The organism is Pseudomonas sp. GW101-3H06, assembly GCF_059424605.1.
In genome coordinates this window covers 721037-736460 of the sequence record NZ_JBWKZO010000001.1, presented here as the reverse complement: position 1 = coordinate 736460, position 15424 = coordinate 721037, and the positions used below count along the sequence as shown (strand labels likewise).

At 59.5% G+C, this 15424-nt stretch carries 12 protein-coding genes and 2 tRNA genes; 5 read left to right on the top strand and 9 right to left on the bottom strand.

All coding sequences use genetic code 11. From position 1 onward, the window contains the following. Positions 1-172 precede the first annotated feature (172 nt). The 8 genes from AC07ZE_RS03370 to rnr form a co-directional block, all read right to left on the bottom strand. Positions 173-2476, bottom strand: coding sequence for a YgiQ family radical SAM protein (locus tag AC07ZE_RS03370; protein ID WP_207261238.1), 2304 nt, complete (start codon positions 2474-2476; stop codon positions 173-175). Between the two features lie 191 nt (positions 2477-2667). Next, positions 2668-4065 (bottom strand): replicative DNA helicase, encoded by a 1398-nt coding sequence (dnaB, locus tag AC07ZE_RS03365; RefSeq protein WP_077045379.1) that lies wholly within the window; start codon positions 4063-4065, stop codon positions 2668-2670. A 135-nt stretch (positions 4066-4200) separates the two neighbouring features. Next, a complete protein-coding gene (gene rplI / locus AC07ZE_RS03360; RefSeq protein ID WP_008058981.1) occupies positions 4201-4647 on the bottom strand; it encodes a 50S ribosomal protein L9 in 447 nt (148 codons plus the stop codon). Between the two features lie 19 nt (positions 4648-4666). After that, on the bottom strand, positions 4667-5560 hold the full coding sequence (locus tag AC07ZE_RS03355; protein WP_207261236.1) for a YybS family protein: 894 nt from the start codon (positions 5558-5560) through the stop codon (positions 4667-4669). Between the two features lie 36 nt (positions 5561-5596). Beyond that, on the bottom strand, positions 5597-5827 hold the full coding sequence (gene rpsR / locus AC07ZE_RS03350; RefSeq protein WP_002551829.1) for a 30S ribosomal protein S18: 231 nt from the start codon (positions 5825-5827) through the stop codon (positions 5597-5599). Positions 5828-5855: 28 nt separating this feature from the next. Next, positions 5856-6278: a 30S ribosomal protein S6 gene (gene rpsF, locus AC07ZE_RS03345; RefSeq protein WP_095192121.1), complete on the bottom strand. Its 423-nt coding sequence runs from the start codon at positions 6276-6278 to the stop codon at positions 5856-5858. Between the two features lie 306 nt (positions 6279-6584). Continuing rightward, entirely contained in the window at positions 6585-7346 is a 762-nt protein-coding gene (rlmB, locus tag AC07ZE_RS03340) for a 23S rRNA (guanosine(2251)-2'-O)-methyltransferase RlmB (protein ID WP_137804229.1), read from the bottom strand. Beyond that, a complete protein-coding gene (rnr, locus tag AC07ZE_RS03335) occupies positions 7343-9970 on the bottom strand; it encodes a ribonuclease R (RefSeq protein WP_207261230.1) in 2628 nt (875 codons plus the stop codon). Before rnr ends, rlmB begins: the two co-directional genes overlap by 4 nt. A gap of 225 nt (positions 9971-10195) precedes the next feature. Between rnr and AC07ZE_RS03330 the strand changes: the two genes are divergently transcribed. The 5 genes from AC07ZE_RS03330 (at position 10196) to AC07ZE_RS03310 (ending at position 13292) form a co-directional block, all read left to right on the top strand. Next, positions 10196-10282: transfer RNA gene (locus tag AC07ZE_RS03330), tRNA-Leu, on the top strand. A gap of 166 nt (positions 10283-10448) precedes the next feature. After that, positions 10449-10535, top strand: a tRNA-Leu gene (locus AC07ZE_RS03325). A 22-nt stretch (positions 10536-10557) separates the two neighbouring features. Then, the gene (locus AC07ZE_RS03320; RefSeq protein ID WP_207261228.1) at positions 10558-10707 is read left to right on the top strand and encodes a hypothetical protein; all 150 of its coding nucleotides are present in this window, start codon (positions 10558-10560) and stop codon (positions 10705-10707) included. A gap of 12 nt (positions 10708-10719) precedes the next feature. Next, positions 10720-11730: an extracellular solute-binding protein gene (locus AC07ZE_RS03315; RefSeq protein WP_207261226.1), complete on the top strand. Its 1011-nt coding sequence runs from the start codon at positions 10720-10722 to the stop codon at positions 11728-11730. Further along, positions 11730-13292: an ABC transporter permease gene (locus tag AC07ZE_RS03310; protein ID WP_207261224.1), complete on the top strand. Its 1563-nt coding sequence runs from the start codon at positions 11730-11732 to the stop codon at positions 13290-13292. Before AC07ZE_RS03315 ends, AC07ZE_RS03310 begins: the two co-directional genes overlap by 1 nt. 125 nt (positions 13293-13417) lie before the next feature. On the opposite strand, the gene AC07ZE_RS03305 is transcribed toward AC07ZE_RS03310, so the two are convergent. After that, positions 13418-15352 (bottom strand): methyl-accepting chemotaxis protein, encoded by a 1935-nt coding sequence (locus AC07ZE_RS03305; protein ID WP_207261222.1) that lies wholly within the window; start codon positions 15350-15352, stop codon positions 13418-13420. Positions 15353-15424 lie beyond the last annotated feature (72 nt).

The window sequence follows — 15424 nt, the reverse complement described above, 5'->3', positions numbered from 1 at the left end:
TGGTTTGGCGTAGGTGCACGTAAATGTGGCGATCGACCAGAAATTGGTTGGCAGTTCCGGCCTCTTCGCGGGCAAGCCCGCGAAGAGGCCAGTGGCTCCAGCACAAATGGTTAAACCCTGAAATGCAAAACGCCAACCCGAAGGTTGGCGTTTTGTTCATCTCAAGCGAGGCTCAGCGCGGTACGACCGGCTTGCGCGCTGGCTTGGGTCCCTTGCCTTTGGCCGCATCCTTGCGTTCCTTGGCTGCCTGCTGGTTGCGGGCGAATGCCGCCGCCTTGGCCTGTTCACGCTTGTCCCACGGGTTGCCGCCATCGCTGGCACGCGGTGGCAGGCCGGTGTGCTGGGTCAGGATCTTGGTGGTCTTTTCCCCCGCCACTTTATGACTGCCGGCCGGCGTCGAGTTCTTGCGACGGGCACTCTGATAGCTGTCGGTGGACGGCTGGTGCAGCGGGATCAACTGGTTCTTGCCCGGCCCGATCAGGTCGGCGCGGCCCATACGGGTCAACGCTTCACGCAGCATCGGCCAGCCTTTCGGGTCGTGATAACGCAAGAACGCCTTGTGCAAACGACGCTGTTCCTCGCTCTTGACGATGGTCACCGCATCACTCTTGTAGGTCACCTTGCGCAGCGGGTTTTTGCCCGAGTGGTACATCGCGGTCGCGGTGGCCATCGGCGACGGGTAGAACGCCTGCACCTGGTCGGCGCGGAAACCGTTGCCCTTGAGCCACAGCGCCAGGTTCATCATGTCTTCATCGGTGGTGCCCGGGTGGGCGGCGATGAAGTACGGGATCAGGTACTGCTCTTTTCCGGCTTCCTTGGAGTACTTCTCGAACATGCGCTTGAACTTGTCATAGCTGCCGATGCCCGGTTTCATCATCTGATTGAGCGGACCTTCCTCGGTGTGTTCCGGGGCGATCTTCAGGTAGCCACCGACATGGTGGGTCACCAGCTCCTTGACGTATTCCGGCGACTCGACCGCGAGGTCGTAGCGCAGGCCGGAAGCGATCAGGATCTTCTTCACGCCCGGCAAGGCACGGGCACTGCGATACAACTGGATCAGCGACGAGTGGTCGGTGTTCAGGTTCGGGCAGATGCCGGGGAACACGCAGGACGGCTTGCGGCACGCGGATTCGATTTCCGGGCTCTTGCAGGCGATACGGTACATGTTCGCGGTCGGGCCGCCGAGGTCGGAAATGACACCGGTAAACCCCGGGACCTTGTCGCGAATTTCTTCGATTTCGCGAATGATCGACTCTTCGGAGCGGTTCTGGATGATCCGGCCTTCGTGCTCGGTGATCGAGCAGAAGGTACAACCGCCGAAGCAGCCACGCATGATGTTCACCGAGAAACGGATCATCTCGTAGGCCGGGATTTTCTCCTTGCCGTACGCCGGGTGCGGAATGCGCTGATAAGGCATGCCGAACACGTAGTCCATTTCTTCGGTGGTCATCGGAATCGGTGGCGGGTTGAACCAGACATCGACTTCGCCGTGTTTCTGCACCAAGGCACGGGCGTTACCCGGGTTGGTTTCCAGGTGCAACACGCGGTTGGCGTGGGCATACAAAACGGCGTCGCCGCGTACCTTCTCGACCGACGGCAGACGGATCACGGTCTTGTCACGGGTCATCCTCGGGCTGGCCAGAATCTGCACGACCTTGGCTTCCTGCGGATCTTCAACCGGCCCCTTCTCCTGTTCGATGGCGCAAGCCTGGGTGTCCTGGGTGTTCACGTACGGGTTGATGATCTTGTCGATCTTGCCCGGGCGGTCGATGCGCGTGGAGTCGACTTCGTACCAGTCTTTCGGCGTGTCGCGACGGATGAACGCGGTGCCGCGCACATCGGTGATGTCTTCGATCTTGTGACCGTAGGACAGACGCTGGGCGACTTCGACAATCGCACGCTCGGCGTTGCCGTAGAGCAGGATGTCGGCGCAGGCGTCGATCAGGATCGAGTTGCGGACCCGGTCCTGCCAGTAGTCATAGTGGGCGATGCGGCGCAGGGAGGCTTCGATACCGCCGAGTACGATCGGCACGTGCTTGTAGGCTTCCTTGCAGCGCTGGCTGTAAACCAGGCTCGCACGGTCCGGACGTTTGCCCGCCAGGCCTCCCGGCGTGTAGGCGTCATCGGAGCGGATTTTCTTGTCCGCGGTGTAGCGGTTGATCATCGAGTCCATGTTGCCGGCCGCGACACCGAAAAACAGATTCGGCTCGCCGAGCTTCATGAAATCGTCTTTGGACTGCCAGTTCGGCTGGGCAATGATCCCGACGCGGAAGCCTTGGGACTCCAGCAGCCGACCGATGATCGCCATGCCGAACGACGGGTGATCGACATAGGCATCACCGGTCACGATGATGATGTCGCAGGAATCCCAGCCAAGCTGATCCATCTCCTCCCTGCTCATCGGCAGGAACGGCGCTGGCCCGAAACATTCGGCCCAGTACTTGGGATAGTCAAATAACGGCTTGGCTGCTTGCATGTCGATAACCGGTGTTGGCTTTCATTGAATTTCGCGGGCGCGGAATATAGCACAAATTTTGACCAATTCCGACGGCTATGGTCGGAAATTGGTGATACCCCATTTGCGAGCAGGCTCGCTCCCACAGAGGAATGCATTCCAGGGTGGGAGCGAACCTGCTCGCGAATGGGGCCAGTTCAGGCAACAAAAACCTATTCGTCGTCGTCGAAGTTGTAGCTACCCGGCGCCAGGTTCTCGAATCGGGTGTACTTGCCGATAAACGCCAGGCGGATGAAGCCGATCGGGCCGTTCCGCTGCTTGCCGATGATGATCTCGGCAATGCCTTTGTGTTCGGTTTCCGGGTGATACACCTCGTCGCGGTACACGAACATGATTACGTCGGCATCCTGCTCGATCGCTCCGGATTCCCGCAAGTCGGAGTTCACCGGACGCTTGTTCGGCCGCTGCTCCAGGGAGCGGTTGAGCTGGGACAACGCCACCACCGGGCAGTTGAACTCCTTGGCCAGGGCTTTCAGGGAGCGGGAGATTTCGGAAATCTCGTTGGTCCGGTTGTCACCACTGGAACCTGGAATCTGCATCAATTGCAGGTAGTCGATCATGATCAGGCCGACGTCACCGTGCTCACGCACCAGACGTCGGGTACGGGCACGCATTTCCGACGGACTGATGCCGGCGGTATCGTCGATGAACAACTTGCGATCGTTGAGCAGGTTCACCGCCGAAGTGAGGCGCGGCCAATCGTCGTCCTCCAGCTGGCCGGAACGGACCTTGGTCTGGTCGATACGGCCGAGGGACGACAGCATACGCATGATCAGCGATTCGCCTGGCATCTCCAGCGAGTAAACCAGAACGGCCTTCTCACTGCGCAGCACGGCGTTTTCCACCAGGTTCATCGCAAAGGTGGTCTTACCCATGGACGGACGGCCGGCGACGATGATCAAGTCGGCCGGCTGCAGACCGCTGGTCTTCTCGTCGAGGTCGGTGTAGCCGGTGGACAGGCCGGTGATCGCGTTGTCAGTGTTGAACAGGGTGTCGATGCGGTCGATGGCCTTGGTCAGCAGTTCGTTCACACCCACCGGGCCGCCGGTTTTTGGCCGGGCCTCGGCGATCTGGAAGATCTGCCGTTCTGCCTCATCGAGGATCTCTTCAGCCGTGCGACCTTCCGGGTTGAAGGCGCTGTCGGCAATCTCGGTACTGATGCCAATCAGTTGGCGCAGGGTCGCGCGCTGGCGGACGATCTGTGCATAGGCTTTGATGTTGGCGACGGAAGGCGTGTTTTTCGCCAGCTCGCCAAGGTAACCGAGGCCACCGACCTGCGAAGTCTGACCTTCCTTGTCCAATTGCTCGGCAAGGGTCACGACGTCGATCGGGGAGTTCTGATCGGCCAGCTTGGCGATCGCGCGGAAAATCAAGCGGTGGTCATGTCGATAGAAATCACCGTCGGAGACTTGATCAAGCACGCGTTCCCAGGCGTTGTTGTCCAGCATCAGACCACCGAGCACAGCCTGTTCGGCTTCGATGGAATGCGGCGGCACCTTCAGCGCGGCGGTTTGCAGATCGTATTGCTCGGGAGCGGAGATTTCGTTCATGGCCACTTGGTTTTTTTAGGAAAAGCAGGGATTGAAAAACGGGTGTTACCAGAAAGACAAAGGGCACGACCTGTAAACAGGATCGTGCCCGATGTTACCGGCAAGCACCCGAGGGTGCCAGCCGACAAGTGCTGCTTAAGCTGCTACCACGACAACGCGTACGGTGGCTTCAACTTCGGCGTGCAGGTGCACGGCCACGTCGAATTCACCTACGTTGCGGATGGTGCCGTTCGGCAGACGAACTTCGCTTTTTGCAACTTCAACGCCAGAGGCGGTCAGTGCATCAGCGATGTCGTGAGTGCCGATCGAACCGAACAGCTTGCCTTCGTCACCAGCGGTGGCAGTGATAGTCACTTCCAGCTCAGCCAGTTGGGCGGCACGGCTTTCAGCCGAAGATTTACGGTCTGCTGCGGCTTTTTCCAGCTCAGCGCGACGCTCTTCGAACGCAGCCAGGTTGGCTGGGGTCGCAGCGGTAGCCTTGCCGTAAGGCAGCAGGTAGTTACGACCGTAACCAGCCTTAACGTTCACTTTGTCACCCAGGTTGCCCAGGTTGGTGACTTTTTCCAGAAGGATCAGTTGCATGTGAAAATCCTCTTAACTTTTAACCTTCACCGTTCGCGTTATCGGGGTCTTTCGACACCAGACGACCGCGAAAATCAATCAGGCTGTCGACGATGGCCAGGACCACCAGCAACGGATAGATCAGCTGCATGAACAGCAACAGCGTCACGTACAACCCCACCAGCCAGAACCTGGCCAGTCGCTTTTGCGCCACCAGCCCGTGAATCAGGGCCAGCCCGGCGAAAACCAGCGGTACGCTGCACAACGGCACAAGCATGGACATCTGGACACCGAGATTCGGTGTCACAACCATGCCCGCCAGCAGCAACATCGCGGGACCCAGCGGGATTCGGACGGCGCGAAACTCGCGACCGAAACCACCGGGGTTGTACAACAACGCCTGCCAGTAGCGCCCGACAATCAGGCTCAGCACACTGACGATTTGCAACAAGGCCGCTATCAGGCCGGTCAGGATCGGTGCAATCAGGGACGCGAAACGCGCTTGCTCGTCTACCGACATCTTTTGGTAGACCTCACCGAGTAGCGACGGCATGACTTTGATCAAAGCCTGCGCCAGCATCTCGATCTGGGGACCAAAAACCGTCCCCAGCACCACTGAAAACACCACTCCCATCGCTATGCTGACCAGCAGCACGCGGTTCCAGGACTCGCTTGCGCGCAAAACCAACGCAAGGCTCGCAGACCCCAGCAGCACCAGAAGCGCCCGTGGGTCGTCGGAGTAAAGCCACCAGATCAACGCCGGCAGCAGTCCCAGAGCAAGAACGCCCAGGGCGTCCTTCAATCCGCGCCGCAGGAGCACGAGGCATCCGGCGGCAGCACCCAACCAATACAACAACGGCAATGCCGCGCATCCAGCCACTACCAGAGTGGCCTGCATACGGCCCCGCATGATGAACTCAGCCAAGGCCCGCATACATTCAATCCTTTGCTACGTGTCGACTGCCCGGTCTCAGCGGCCGTGGCTGTCGGTGTAGGCCAGCAGGGCCAGGAAGCGGGCGCGCTTGATAGCGGTGGCCAGCTGACGCTGATAACGAGCTTTGGTACCGGTGATGCGGCTTGGAACGATTTTGCCGGTCTCGGATACATAAGCTTTCAGAGTGTTGAGATCTTTGTAATCGATCTCTTTCACGTCTTCAGCGGTGAAGCGGCAGAATTTACGACGACGGAAGAAACGTGCCATTTGATAGGCTCCTTAAAAGGTCCGTGGATTACTCGTCAGCGTTATCGCTGTTGTCGCTGTCATCACCCTCAACGCCTTCAGCGTCGGAGTGCTCAGGACGGTCGCGACGCTCACGGCGCTCACTGCGGTTTTCTTCAGCCTTGAGCATCTCGGATTGGCCGGTAACGGCTTCTTCGCGACGGATGACCAGGTTACGGATCACTGCATCGTTGTAGCGGAAGTTGTCTTCCAGCTCGGCCAGGGCCTTGCCGGTGCACTCAACGTTCAGCATCACGTAGTGAGCCTTGTGAACATTGTTGATTGCGTAGGCCAGTTGACGACGGCCCCAATCTTCCAGACGGTGGATTTTGCCGCCGTCTTCTTCGATCAGCTTGGTGTAACGCTCAACCATGCCGCCGACTTGCTCGCTTTGATCCGGGTGGACCAAAAAGATGATTTCGTAATGACGCATGAATGCTCCTTACGGGTTGTAGCCTGCCGCTCAAAAGCGGTCAGACAAGGAGTGAATGACACTTATGGACTTGCGTGGGTAAGGCACATGCGCGCCTGCCGTCACAGCAAGGGGCGCAATTGTAGAGAAGGGGCGTGGGAGGTGCAAGGTAATTGGTGATTATTTGAACAACCTCCAATCCTTGCCCGCGCACAAATGATTGTGGGAGCGAGCCTGCTCGCGAAGGGGACATAAACATTCAACATTGATGCTGAATGTTACTCCGCTTTCGCGAGCAAGCTCGCTCCCACAGGGATTACAACTGGCTCAAGCCTTTTTGGTGGCCGCTTTCGCGCCGCGCTGGCGCAAGGCCTCGAACAGACAAACGCCGGTCGCTACGGAGACGTTGAGACTGCTGACGCTACCCGCCATCGGCAGGCGGACCAGGTAGTCGCACAGATCGCGAGTCAGGCGACGCATGCCGCTGCCTTCTGCCCCCATGATCAGGATGGTCGGGCCGGTCAGGTCCTGGTCATAAAGACTGACTTCCGCCTCGCCCGCCGTACCGACAACCCACAAGCCACGCTGCTTGAGCTTTTCCAGTGTGCGCGCCAGGTTGGTCACGGCGACCAACGGAATCACTTCGGCGGCACCACAAGCCACCTTGCGAACCGTCGGGGTCAGCGTCGCGGACTTGTCCTTCGGCACAATCACCGCCAGCGCACCCGCCGCATCGGCGGATCGCAGGCAGGCACCCAGGTTGTGCGGATCGGTCACGCCGTCGAGCACCAACAGTAGCGGCGCTCCTTCAGTGCGATCGAGCAACTCATCGAGCATCGCTTCGCCCCAGACCTGGCTCGGACTGACGTCCGCGACCACACCCTGATGCACACCTTCGACCCAGGCATCCATTTCACGGCGTTCGGCCTGGCCGACCTGGACACGATTCTCGTTGGCCAGCTCGATCAGCGTTTGCACCCGCGGATCACTGCGGCCTTCGGCCAGCCAGATCTGCTTGACGCGTTTGGGGTGGTGACGCAGCAACGCTTCTACAGCGTGCACGCCATAGATTTTTTCCAACTGACTCATGACTTGGCCTTAGGTTTACGCGCCCCACCACTTTTGGCTGGGGCCGAGCCCGCTTTTGGCGGACCTTTACGATGTTTGCTCGGTTTGGCTGGCTTGCCGCCGGGAGCCTTGTCAGGCGCCGACCGTGAGGTCTTTCCCGCAGACGCCGCTTTACCGCCGCTTTTTGCGTCGGCCAACAGCGCCTTTTTCAATTCACGACTCTTGCGCACTTCAGCGTTTTTCGCCGCGGCATCGCTCGGACGATAAGCTTCGACAGCCTTCTCCTTGGCAGGACGACGACCGGTTTTTGCCGGCGCGGGCTCTGCGGCGGGCTTTGCCGCAGGAGCGGCGGTTTCATTACCGCGTTTCTTGCGACCGATCGGCGCGCTGATGGTTTTTTCGGCCATCTCGAAGTCGATCTTGCGCTCGTCGAGATCGACGCGCATGACCTTGACTTCAACGGTATCGCCAAGGCGGAAACTGCGCCCGGTACGCTCACCGGCCAGGCGGTGATGCACAGGGTCGAAATGGTAGTAATCGCCCGGCAGCGCCGTGACGTGCACCAGACCTTCGACGTAGATATCGGTCAGCTCGACAAACAGACCGAAACCGGTTACCGCCGTGATCACGCCCGGGAACGATTCACCCACGCGATCCTTCATGAACTCGCACTTGAGCCAGTTCACCACGTCGCGGGTCGCTTCGTCGGCACGGCGCTCGCTCATCGAGCACTGCTCACCGAGTTGCTCCAGCGCCGCTTCGTCGTACGGGTAGATGCGCGCCTTCGGAATGGTCATCGCACCGGCACGACGAACGTGTGGGGTGTCCTGCTTCGAATGGATGACGCTGCGAATCGCCCGATGCGTAAGCAAGTCTGGATAGCGGCGAATCGGCGAGGTGAAGTGGGTGTAAGCCTCGTAATTCAGGCCGAAGTGGCCTTGGTTATCGGCGCTGTACACCGCCTGGCTCAACGAGCGCAGCATGACGGTCTGGATCAGGTGGAAATCCGGACGATCCTTGATACCGGCCAGCAGTGCCTGGTAGTCCTTCGGCGACGGGCCGTCCTTGCCTTTGTGCAGGGACAGGCCGAGCTCGCCGAGGAAGGCGCGCAGCTTTTCCAGACGCTCCGGTGGCGGACCGTCGTGAACACGATACAGCGCAGGAATCTCGTGCTTTTTCAGGAATTCGGCGGTGGCCACGTTGGCCGCCAGCATGCATTCCTCGATCAACTTGTGCGCATCATTGCGCACGGTCGGCCGGATTTCGGCGATCTTGCGCTCGGAGCCGAAGATGATCCGGGTTTCCTGGGTTTCGAAATCGATCGCGCCGCGCACATGACGGGCAGCCAGCAACACCTTATACAGCGCATACAGCTGCTTGAGGTGCGGCACGACGTCGGTGTACTCGCCACGCAGCTTGCGTGCTTCGGTGGCTTTCGGCGTTTCGAGCATGGCGCTGACCTTGTTGTAGGTCAGGCGCGCATGGGAATGGATCACCGCTTCATAGAAGCAGTAGTCGGTCATTTCACCGGTTTTGGAGATGGTCATCTCGCAAACCATGGCCAGACGATCGACTTGCGGGTTCAGCGAGCACAGACCGTTGGACAGCTGCTCCGGCAGCATCGGGATCACACGCTCGGGGAAGTACACCGAGTTGCCACGAACCTGGGCCTCGGCATCGAGTGCCGAACCGAGCTTCACGTAGCTGGAAACGTCGGCAATCGCCACGTACAACTTCCAACCGCCGGAGAACAGGCGCAGCTTGCCCGGCCGGGCTTCGCAGTAAACCGCGTCGTCGAAGTCGCGGGCATCTTCGCCGTCGATGGTGACGAACGGCAGATGGCGCAGGTCGATGCGCTTCTCTTTATCTTTCTCTTCGACTTCCGGCTTGAGCTTGCCGGCTTCCTTGAGCACGGCGTCCGGCCAGACGTGAGGAATGTCGTAGGTCCGCAGGGCGACATCGATTTCCATGCCCGGCGCCATGTAATTACCCACGACTTCAACCACGTCGCCTTGCGGCTGGAAGCGTGGCGTCGGCCAGTGAGTGATCTTCACTTCGACGAACTGACCGATCTGGGCATTGGCGTTACGGCCCGGTGTCACCAGCACTTCCTGCTGGATCTTCGGGTTGTCGGCAACCACGAAACCGATACCGCCCTCCTCGAAGTAACGACCGACGATGCTTTCGTGAGCACGGGACACCACTTCGACAATCATGCCTTCGCGGCGACCACGACGGTCCAGGCCGGAAACACGGGCCAGGGCACGGTCGCCATCGAACACCAGACGCATTTGCGCCGGGCTCATGAACAGGTCATCGCTGCCGTCGTCCGGCACCAGGAAACCGAAACCGTCGCGGTGACCGCTGATGCGACCGAGGATCAGGTCGAGTTTGTCCACCGGCGCATAGGTGCCACGACGGGTATAGATGAGTTGAGCATCGCGCTCCATGGCGCGCAGGCGGCGGCGCAGGGCTTCGATCTGGTCTTCTGTGGTCAGACCAAACTCTTCGACCAATTGCTCGCGGTTAGCAGGCGAACCCCGATCAGCAAGATGCTGAAGGATCAGTTCGCGGCTAGGAATGGGGTTTTCATATTTTTCCGCTTCACGAGCGGCCTCGGGATCGAGGGACTGCCAATCGGCCATTAGAGAGTTTTCACCTTGTCTATATGCGGGTTAGTTTGGCATAGGCGTAATGAAACGGGAAATTTCAAGCTAAGACGGCCCATCTAAAGCCCTGTATCGACACCTCAACGCTGAATTGCAGACCGCTGGTGAAATTTTTCAGGTTTTTTTGAGACCGGGGGTTTACAGTTAAAAAGACGCTCCGTATAGTGCGCGCCATCGACGACGGACAACGTTGTCGATACTGCCCAGATGGTGAAATTGGTAGACACGCCAGCTTCAGGTGCTGGTGACCTTACGGTCGTGGAAGTTCGAGTCTTCTTCTGGGCACCAATTTCGAGCTTGAGATTAGATCAATTTCAAGGCTCACACAAAACCCGCGAAAGCGGGTTTTTTGCATTCTAAACCCCTGATTTAATAAATTTAAATCAGGGGTTTACAGATAAAAATACTCTCCGTATAGTGCGCCACATCAACAGCGGCAACGCTGAAGATGAATGCCCAGATGGTGAAATTGGTAGACACGCCAGCTTCAGGTGCTGGTGGCCTTACGGCCGTGGAAGTTCGAGTCTTCTTCTGGGCACCAATTCAAGTTCAAGGTTACGGCCTTGAATTTCACAGAAACCCGCGAAAGCGGGTTTTTGCGTTTCTGGCATCTGAAAAAGCCCCCCTTTATCAAAATCAATCCCATCTCACAAGGCGCATTTGAGAAAGAATATCGTTTATCATTGTTGCAAGATTTTGCAATGCGACAGTGAGGAACCCTGCGAATGATGCTTCGAAATACCCTGCGCCGAGGCCTGACCATCACCCTGCTCGGCCTGACACTCGCCTCTCCCCTCACCCGAGCCGCCGATCCGGTTTCCCTGACACTCTACAACGGCCAGCACAAGGAAGTCGGCGATGCGGTCGCCAAAGCCTTCGAAGCCAAGACCGGCATTCACGTTAACGTACGTAAAGGCAGCAGCAACCAACTCGCCAGCCAGGTCGTCGAAGAAGGCGATCGCTCCCCTGCCGACGTCATCTACACCGAAGAATCGCCCCCGCTGAACAAGCTCGGCGAACAAGGTCTGCTGGCCAAGGCTGACGACGCAACCCTGGCGGTTCTGCCCAAGGATTACGTCGCCGGGAATGGCACCTGGATTGGCGTGACCGCCCGGGTACGGGTTGTCGCGTTCAATCCGAAGCTGATCGATGAAAAAGACCTGCCGAAATCGGTGATGGAATTTTCCGATCCGAAATGGCAAGGCAAGGTCGGCTTCGTGCCCACCAGTGGCGCCTTCCAGGAACAGGCCGTGGCGATTATCAAGGTGCACGGCATGGACGCGGCCGAAGAATGGCTCACCGGCCTGCGCGCCTTCGGCAAGACCTACAGCAACAACATGGTTGCACTCAAAGCCGTGGAAAATGGCGAAGTGGCTACAGTACTGGTCAACAACTACTACTGGTTCGCCCTTAAACGGGAAAAAGGCCAGCTCGACTCGAAGCTGCATTACTTCACTGGCGGCGACGTCGGCGGGCTGATCACGGTTTCCAGTGCGGCCGTGTTGAAATCCAGCAAGCATCCCAAAGAAGCCCAGCAACTGCTCGCCTACATGGCCAGCGAAGAAGGCCAGCGAGTGATCACCCAGACCACCGCCGAATACCCGCTGCACAAAGGCATGGAATCGGATCGCGGCCTCAAGCCATTCAGCGAACTGCAAGCACCGAACGTCACGCCTGCCGACCTCGGCAATGCTGAAGAAGCCCTGGACCTGGAACGTGACGTTGGCCTGAACTGATGAGCACAACGCTATCCACCGCCGGGCGCCGCAGCGACGTGCCGCGACGCAAGCGGCCATCGATCTGGCTGCTGCTGCCGGTTTTGCTGCTGGTGGTGCTTAGCCTGCTGCCACTGGTCTATGTCGGGCTCAAGGCTTGGCAAGCCGGCTGGGCCGAAGCCATGCATCTGTTGTGGCGGCCCTACGTGTTCGGCCTGTTGCGCAACACTCTGGCATTGATGGTCGGCGTTACACTGGCCTGCGGCGTGATCGGCCTGACGTTGGCGTGGCTGCTGGAACGCAGCAATCTGCCAGGACGGCGGTTGTGGGGTGTGATTCTGTGCTTGCCGTTCGCCGTACCGGCGTTTGTCAGCAGCTTCACCTGGGTTTCCCTCAGCGCACACTTCGAAGGACTGGGCGGGGCGATCCTGGTCATGACCCTGTCCAAATACCCGCTGATCTTCTTGCCGGTTGCAGCGACCTTGCGCAACCTTGACCCCTCGCTGGAAGAGTCCGCGCGAACACTGGGACACAATCGCTGGGGCGCATTCTTCAAGATCACCCTGCCCTTGCTCTGGCCATCGCTGATTGCCGGCTCTTTGCTGATCGCACTGCACATGCTGGTTGAGTTCGGCGCACTATCGATCATTGGCCTGCAAACCTTCACCACAGCAATCTACCAACAGTTCGAACTGGAATTCAGCAACGCCAACGCGGCGATGCTTTCAGCGGTACTGCTGATACTGTGCCTGATGTTGCTGTGGCTGGAGCTTCGCGTTCGTGGCAAGGGTCGGCATGTGCGCACCGGACAGGGTGCAGCGCGGCAGGCGGAGCAAGTGCGGCTGGGACCATGGGCGATTGCCGGGCAACTGTATTGCCTGTTTCTGGCGATCGTCGGCAGCGGTATTCCGCTGGGCATGCTGGCTTACTGGCTTGCTGTGGGATCATCGGCCGCTTTCCCGGTTGCCGCCATCAGCGAGGCGCTGCTGTCGTCCCTGGCACTGTCGCTGGGCGGCGCGGCGCTCTGCCTGGTGCTTGCGGTGCCGGTGGGACTGTTGGTGGTGCGCTACAAAGGCCAACTGGCAATCTGGGCCGAACGCTTGCCGTATCTGCTGCACGCACTGCCAGGTCTGGTGATCGCCCTGACCCTGGTGTATTTCGCCTTGCACTATGTACCGATGCTGTACCAGACGTCGACGCTACTGTTGATCGCTTATGCACTGCTGTTTCTGCCCCTGGCCCAGGCGCCGATCCGCACAGCGCTGAACAAGGCTACACCGCAACTGGAAGAGGCTGCACGTACACTGGGTGCATCATCGTTCACCGCGTTTTGCCGGGTGACATTGCCAATCATCTTCCCGGCATTGGGAGCGGCGTTTGCGCTGGTGTTTCTGGATGCAATGAAGGAACTGACGGCGACGCTGCTGTTGAGCCCGACAGGACTCAACACCTTGGCGACGGAGGTTTGGGCGCATACCGCGAACGTGGAGTTTGCGGCGGCGGCGCCTTATGCGGCGTTGTTGATATTGGTGTCGGGGTTACCGGTCTATTTGCTTACGACGCGGATGTATCTGAGCCGCTGAAAGCGCTTTCGCGAGCAGGCTCGCTTCCACACTGGATCTCCTGTGAACTCACTCTTTGTGAACACCAGATACCCAATGTGGGAGCGAGCCCTCTCGCGAAGAGGTCAGTGCGAGCAAGATCAATCTTAAGCCCTGAACTGCCCCAGGCTCGCCTTCAACTGCGCTGCCAGGCCATCCAGCACCTTGCCACTGGCCGTGGTTTCCACCACGGCCTGAGCCGCTTTCTCGGCCTGTGCATGGATAGTCTCGACCCGTCCACGCACCGCCTGTGCACCCTGCGCCTGATGCGCCGCAGCCTGTGTCGCCAGGCCAATCGCCGCATGCACCTGCTCTACCGATGCCTGTACCGATTGCTGCAACCGCGCACTGTCACGCAATACCAGCAAACCCTCGTTGGCCTGACGCCCCGCTTGCCCGATCGCCGCCACTGCTTCGCGTGCACCTTGCTGCAATGCCACGATATGTGCCTGGATATCGCCAGTGGAGCTTTGAGTCTTGCTCGCCAGCGCCCGCACCTCATCGGCTACCACGGCAAACCCGCGCCCGGTCTCACCGGCTCGTGCCGCCTCGATGGCCGCGTTCAAGGCCAGCAAGTTGGTTTGCTCGGCGATCCCGTGAATCACCGTCAGCACCACCTCAATCTGCTCACTCTGCTGCGCCAGACGCTCGATCACTTGTGCACCGGTATCGACCTGCCCGGCCAACGCCTCGATCAGGCTGCCGACCTTCGCCGAGGTCCGGGTGTTTTCATCGGTGGCCTGACGAATATCCACCACCTGCTTCAATGCCGCCTGCATGGCATGGCTTTCAGACTGAGCCTCATCCGCCATCTGCGACAGCGCACGCAGGCTCTCGGCCACCTCATCGCGCTGCATGCCCGCCGCCGCGTCGGCTCCGGCGTTGCGCAAGGTCATGGCACCAATTTCCACCCCCGTGCGCTGAGCTACATCACCCGCCTCACGCACGATCGGCTGCAACTTATCCACAAAGCGATTGACCGCCGAAGCCATGTCGCCGATCTCGTCCTTGCTGTTGATCTTCACGCGCTTGGTCAAATCACCTTCGCCGGCCGCCAGGTCATCCATGGCGTTAATCAGCATTTTCAAGCGATTGACCACTCGACGGCCCAGCACCACTGCCAGCAATAGCAGCACGCCAGCACCCACGACCGCCAGGCCCGCACCGATGCGCCAGCGCAAGGTCGCCGCGGCTTCCTGCACCGTGGTGGTGGTGTTGGCTTTCATTTCAGAGGCTGTGGATTGCGCCGACTGCAGCCGTGCACGCATGGCTGTCGCGCTGTCGGCCGCCGCGCCTTTGAGGCTGTCGCCCACCAACTGATCACTGCTGGCAATCAAGGCCGAGAAGCGCTTGTCGAGGGCCGCCAGGTCGGTTTCCACCGAAGCGGTAGAGACCCCCATCAAGACCTTGCCGATTTCCACGCCATTGGGATTGATCGAGGCTTCGAGGTAGTAGACCGACGGATCGTTCTTCGCTGCATCCAACAGCTTGTCCAGCGCGCGTTCGCCCTGGCCTTTTTCCAGCAGCGCCTTGTTGATCGGGTTCTCCCGATTGAGATAGCGCGTCAGATGCTGGCCCGTTGCGTCGTCGTAGACCACGAACAGCACATTGGGATTGCGCTGCGCCCGACGCGCGAACTCAGAGAGAGTGGGAACGTCGCTGTCCCACATGGCGCGGGGTGCGACCGAAGCCAGAAGCTGCGCCATATCATTGGCGGAGTCCTTCAGGTCTTTTTCCAGAGTCGCACGCAGTTGCGCCTGCTCTTCCTTCAACCGCGAAGACAGACCGGCTGTAAGACGCTGACGCGTGCTGGCGGAGAGGCTGTCGAGGCTCGACGTGACTTCACGCCCCGCCTGCTCAAGTTCGCCGGAAAGTTTTTGACTGTCAGCTCCCAGGCGTACGCCAAGATCGGCTTCCAGCGCGGTCACCGTGCTCCGGGTCAGAGCAACAGCTACCAGCACCTGCACCAAAAGGGCGATACCGAGAGTAACGAACACAGGCCGCAAGAGACGGCTTTGTAACAGTGAGAGAACGGCCGACACTGGAAATCCCTCTGCATGAGCGCCATTAAATTGATGGCTCGCCAGAAGCAATTCTTACAGCAAAGGTCATGC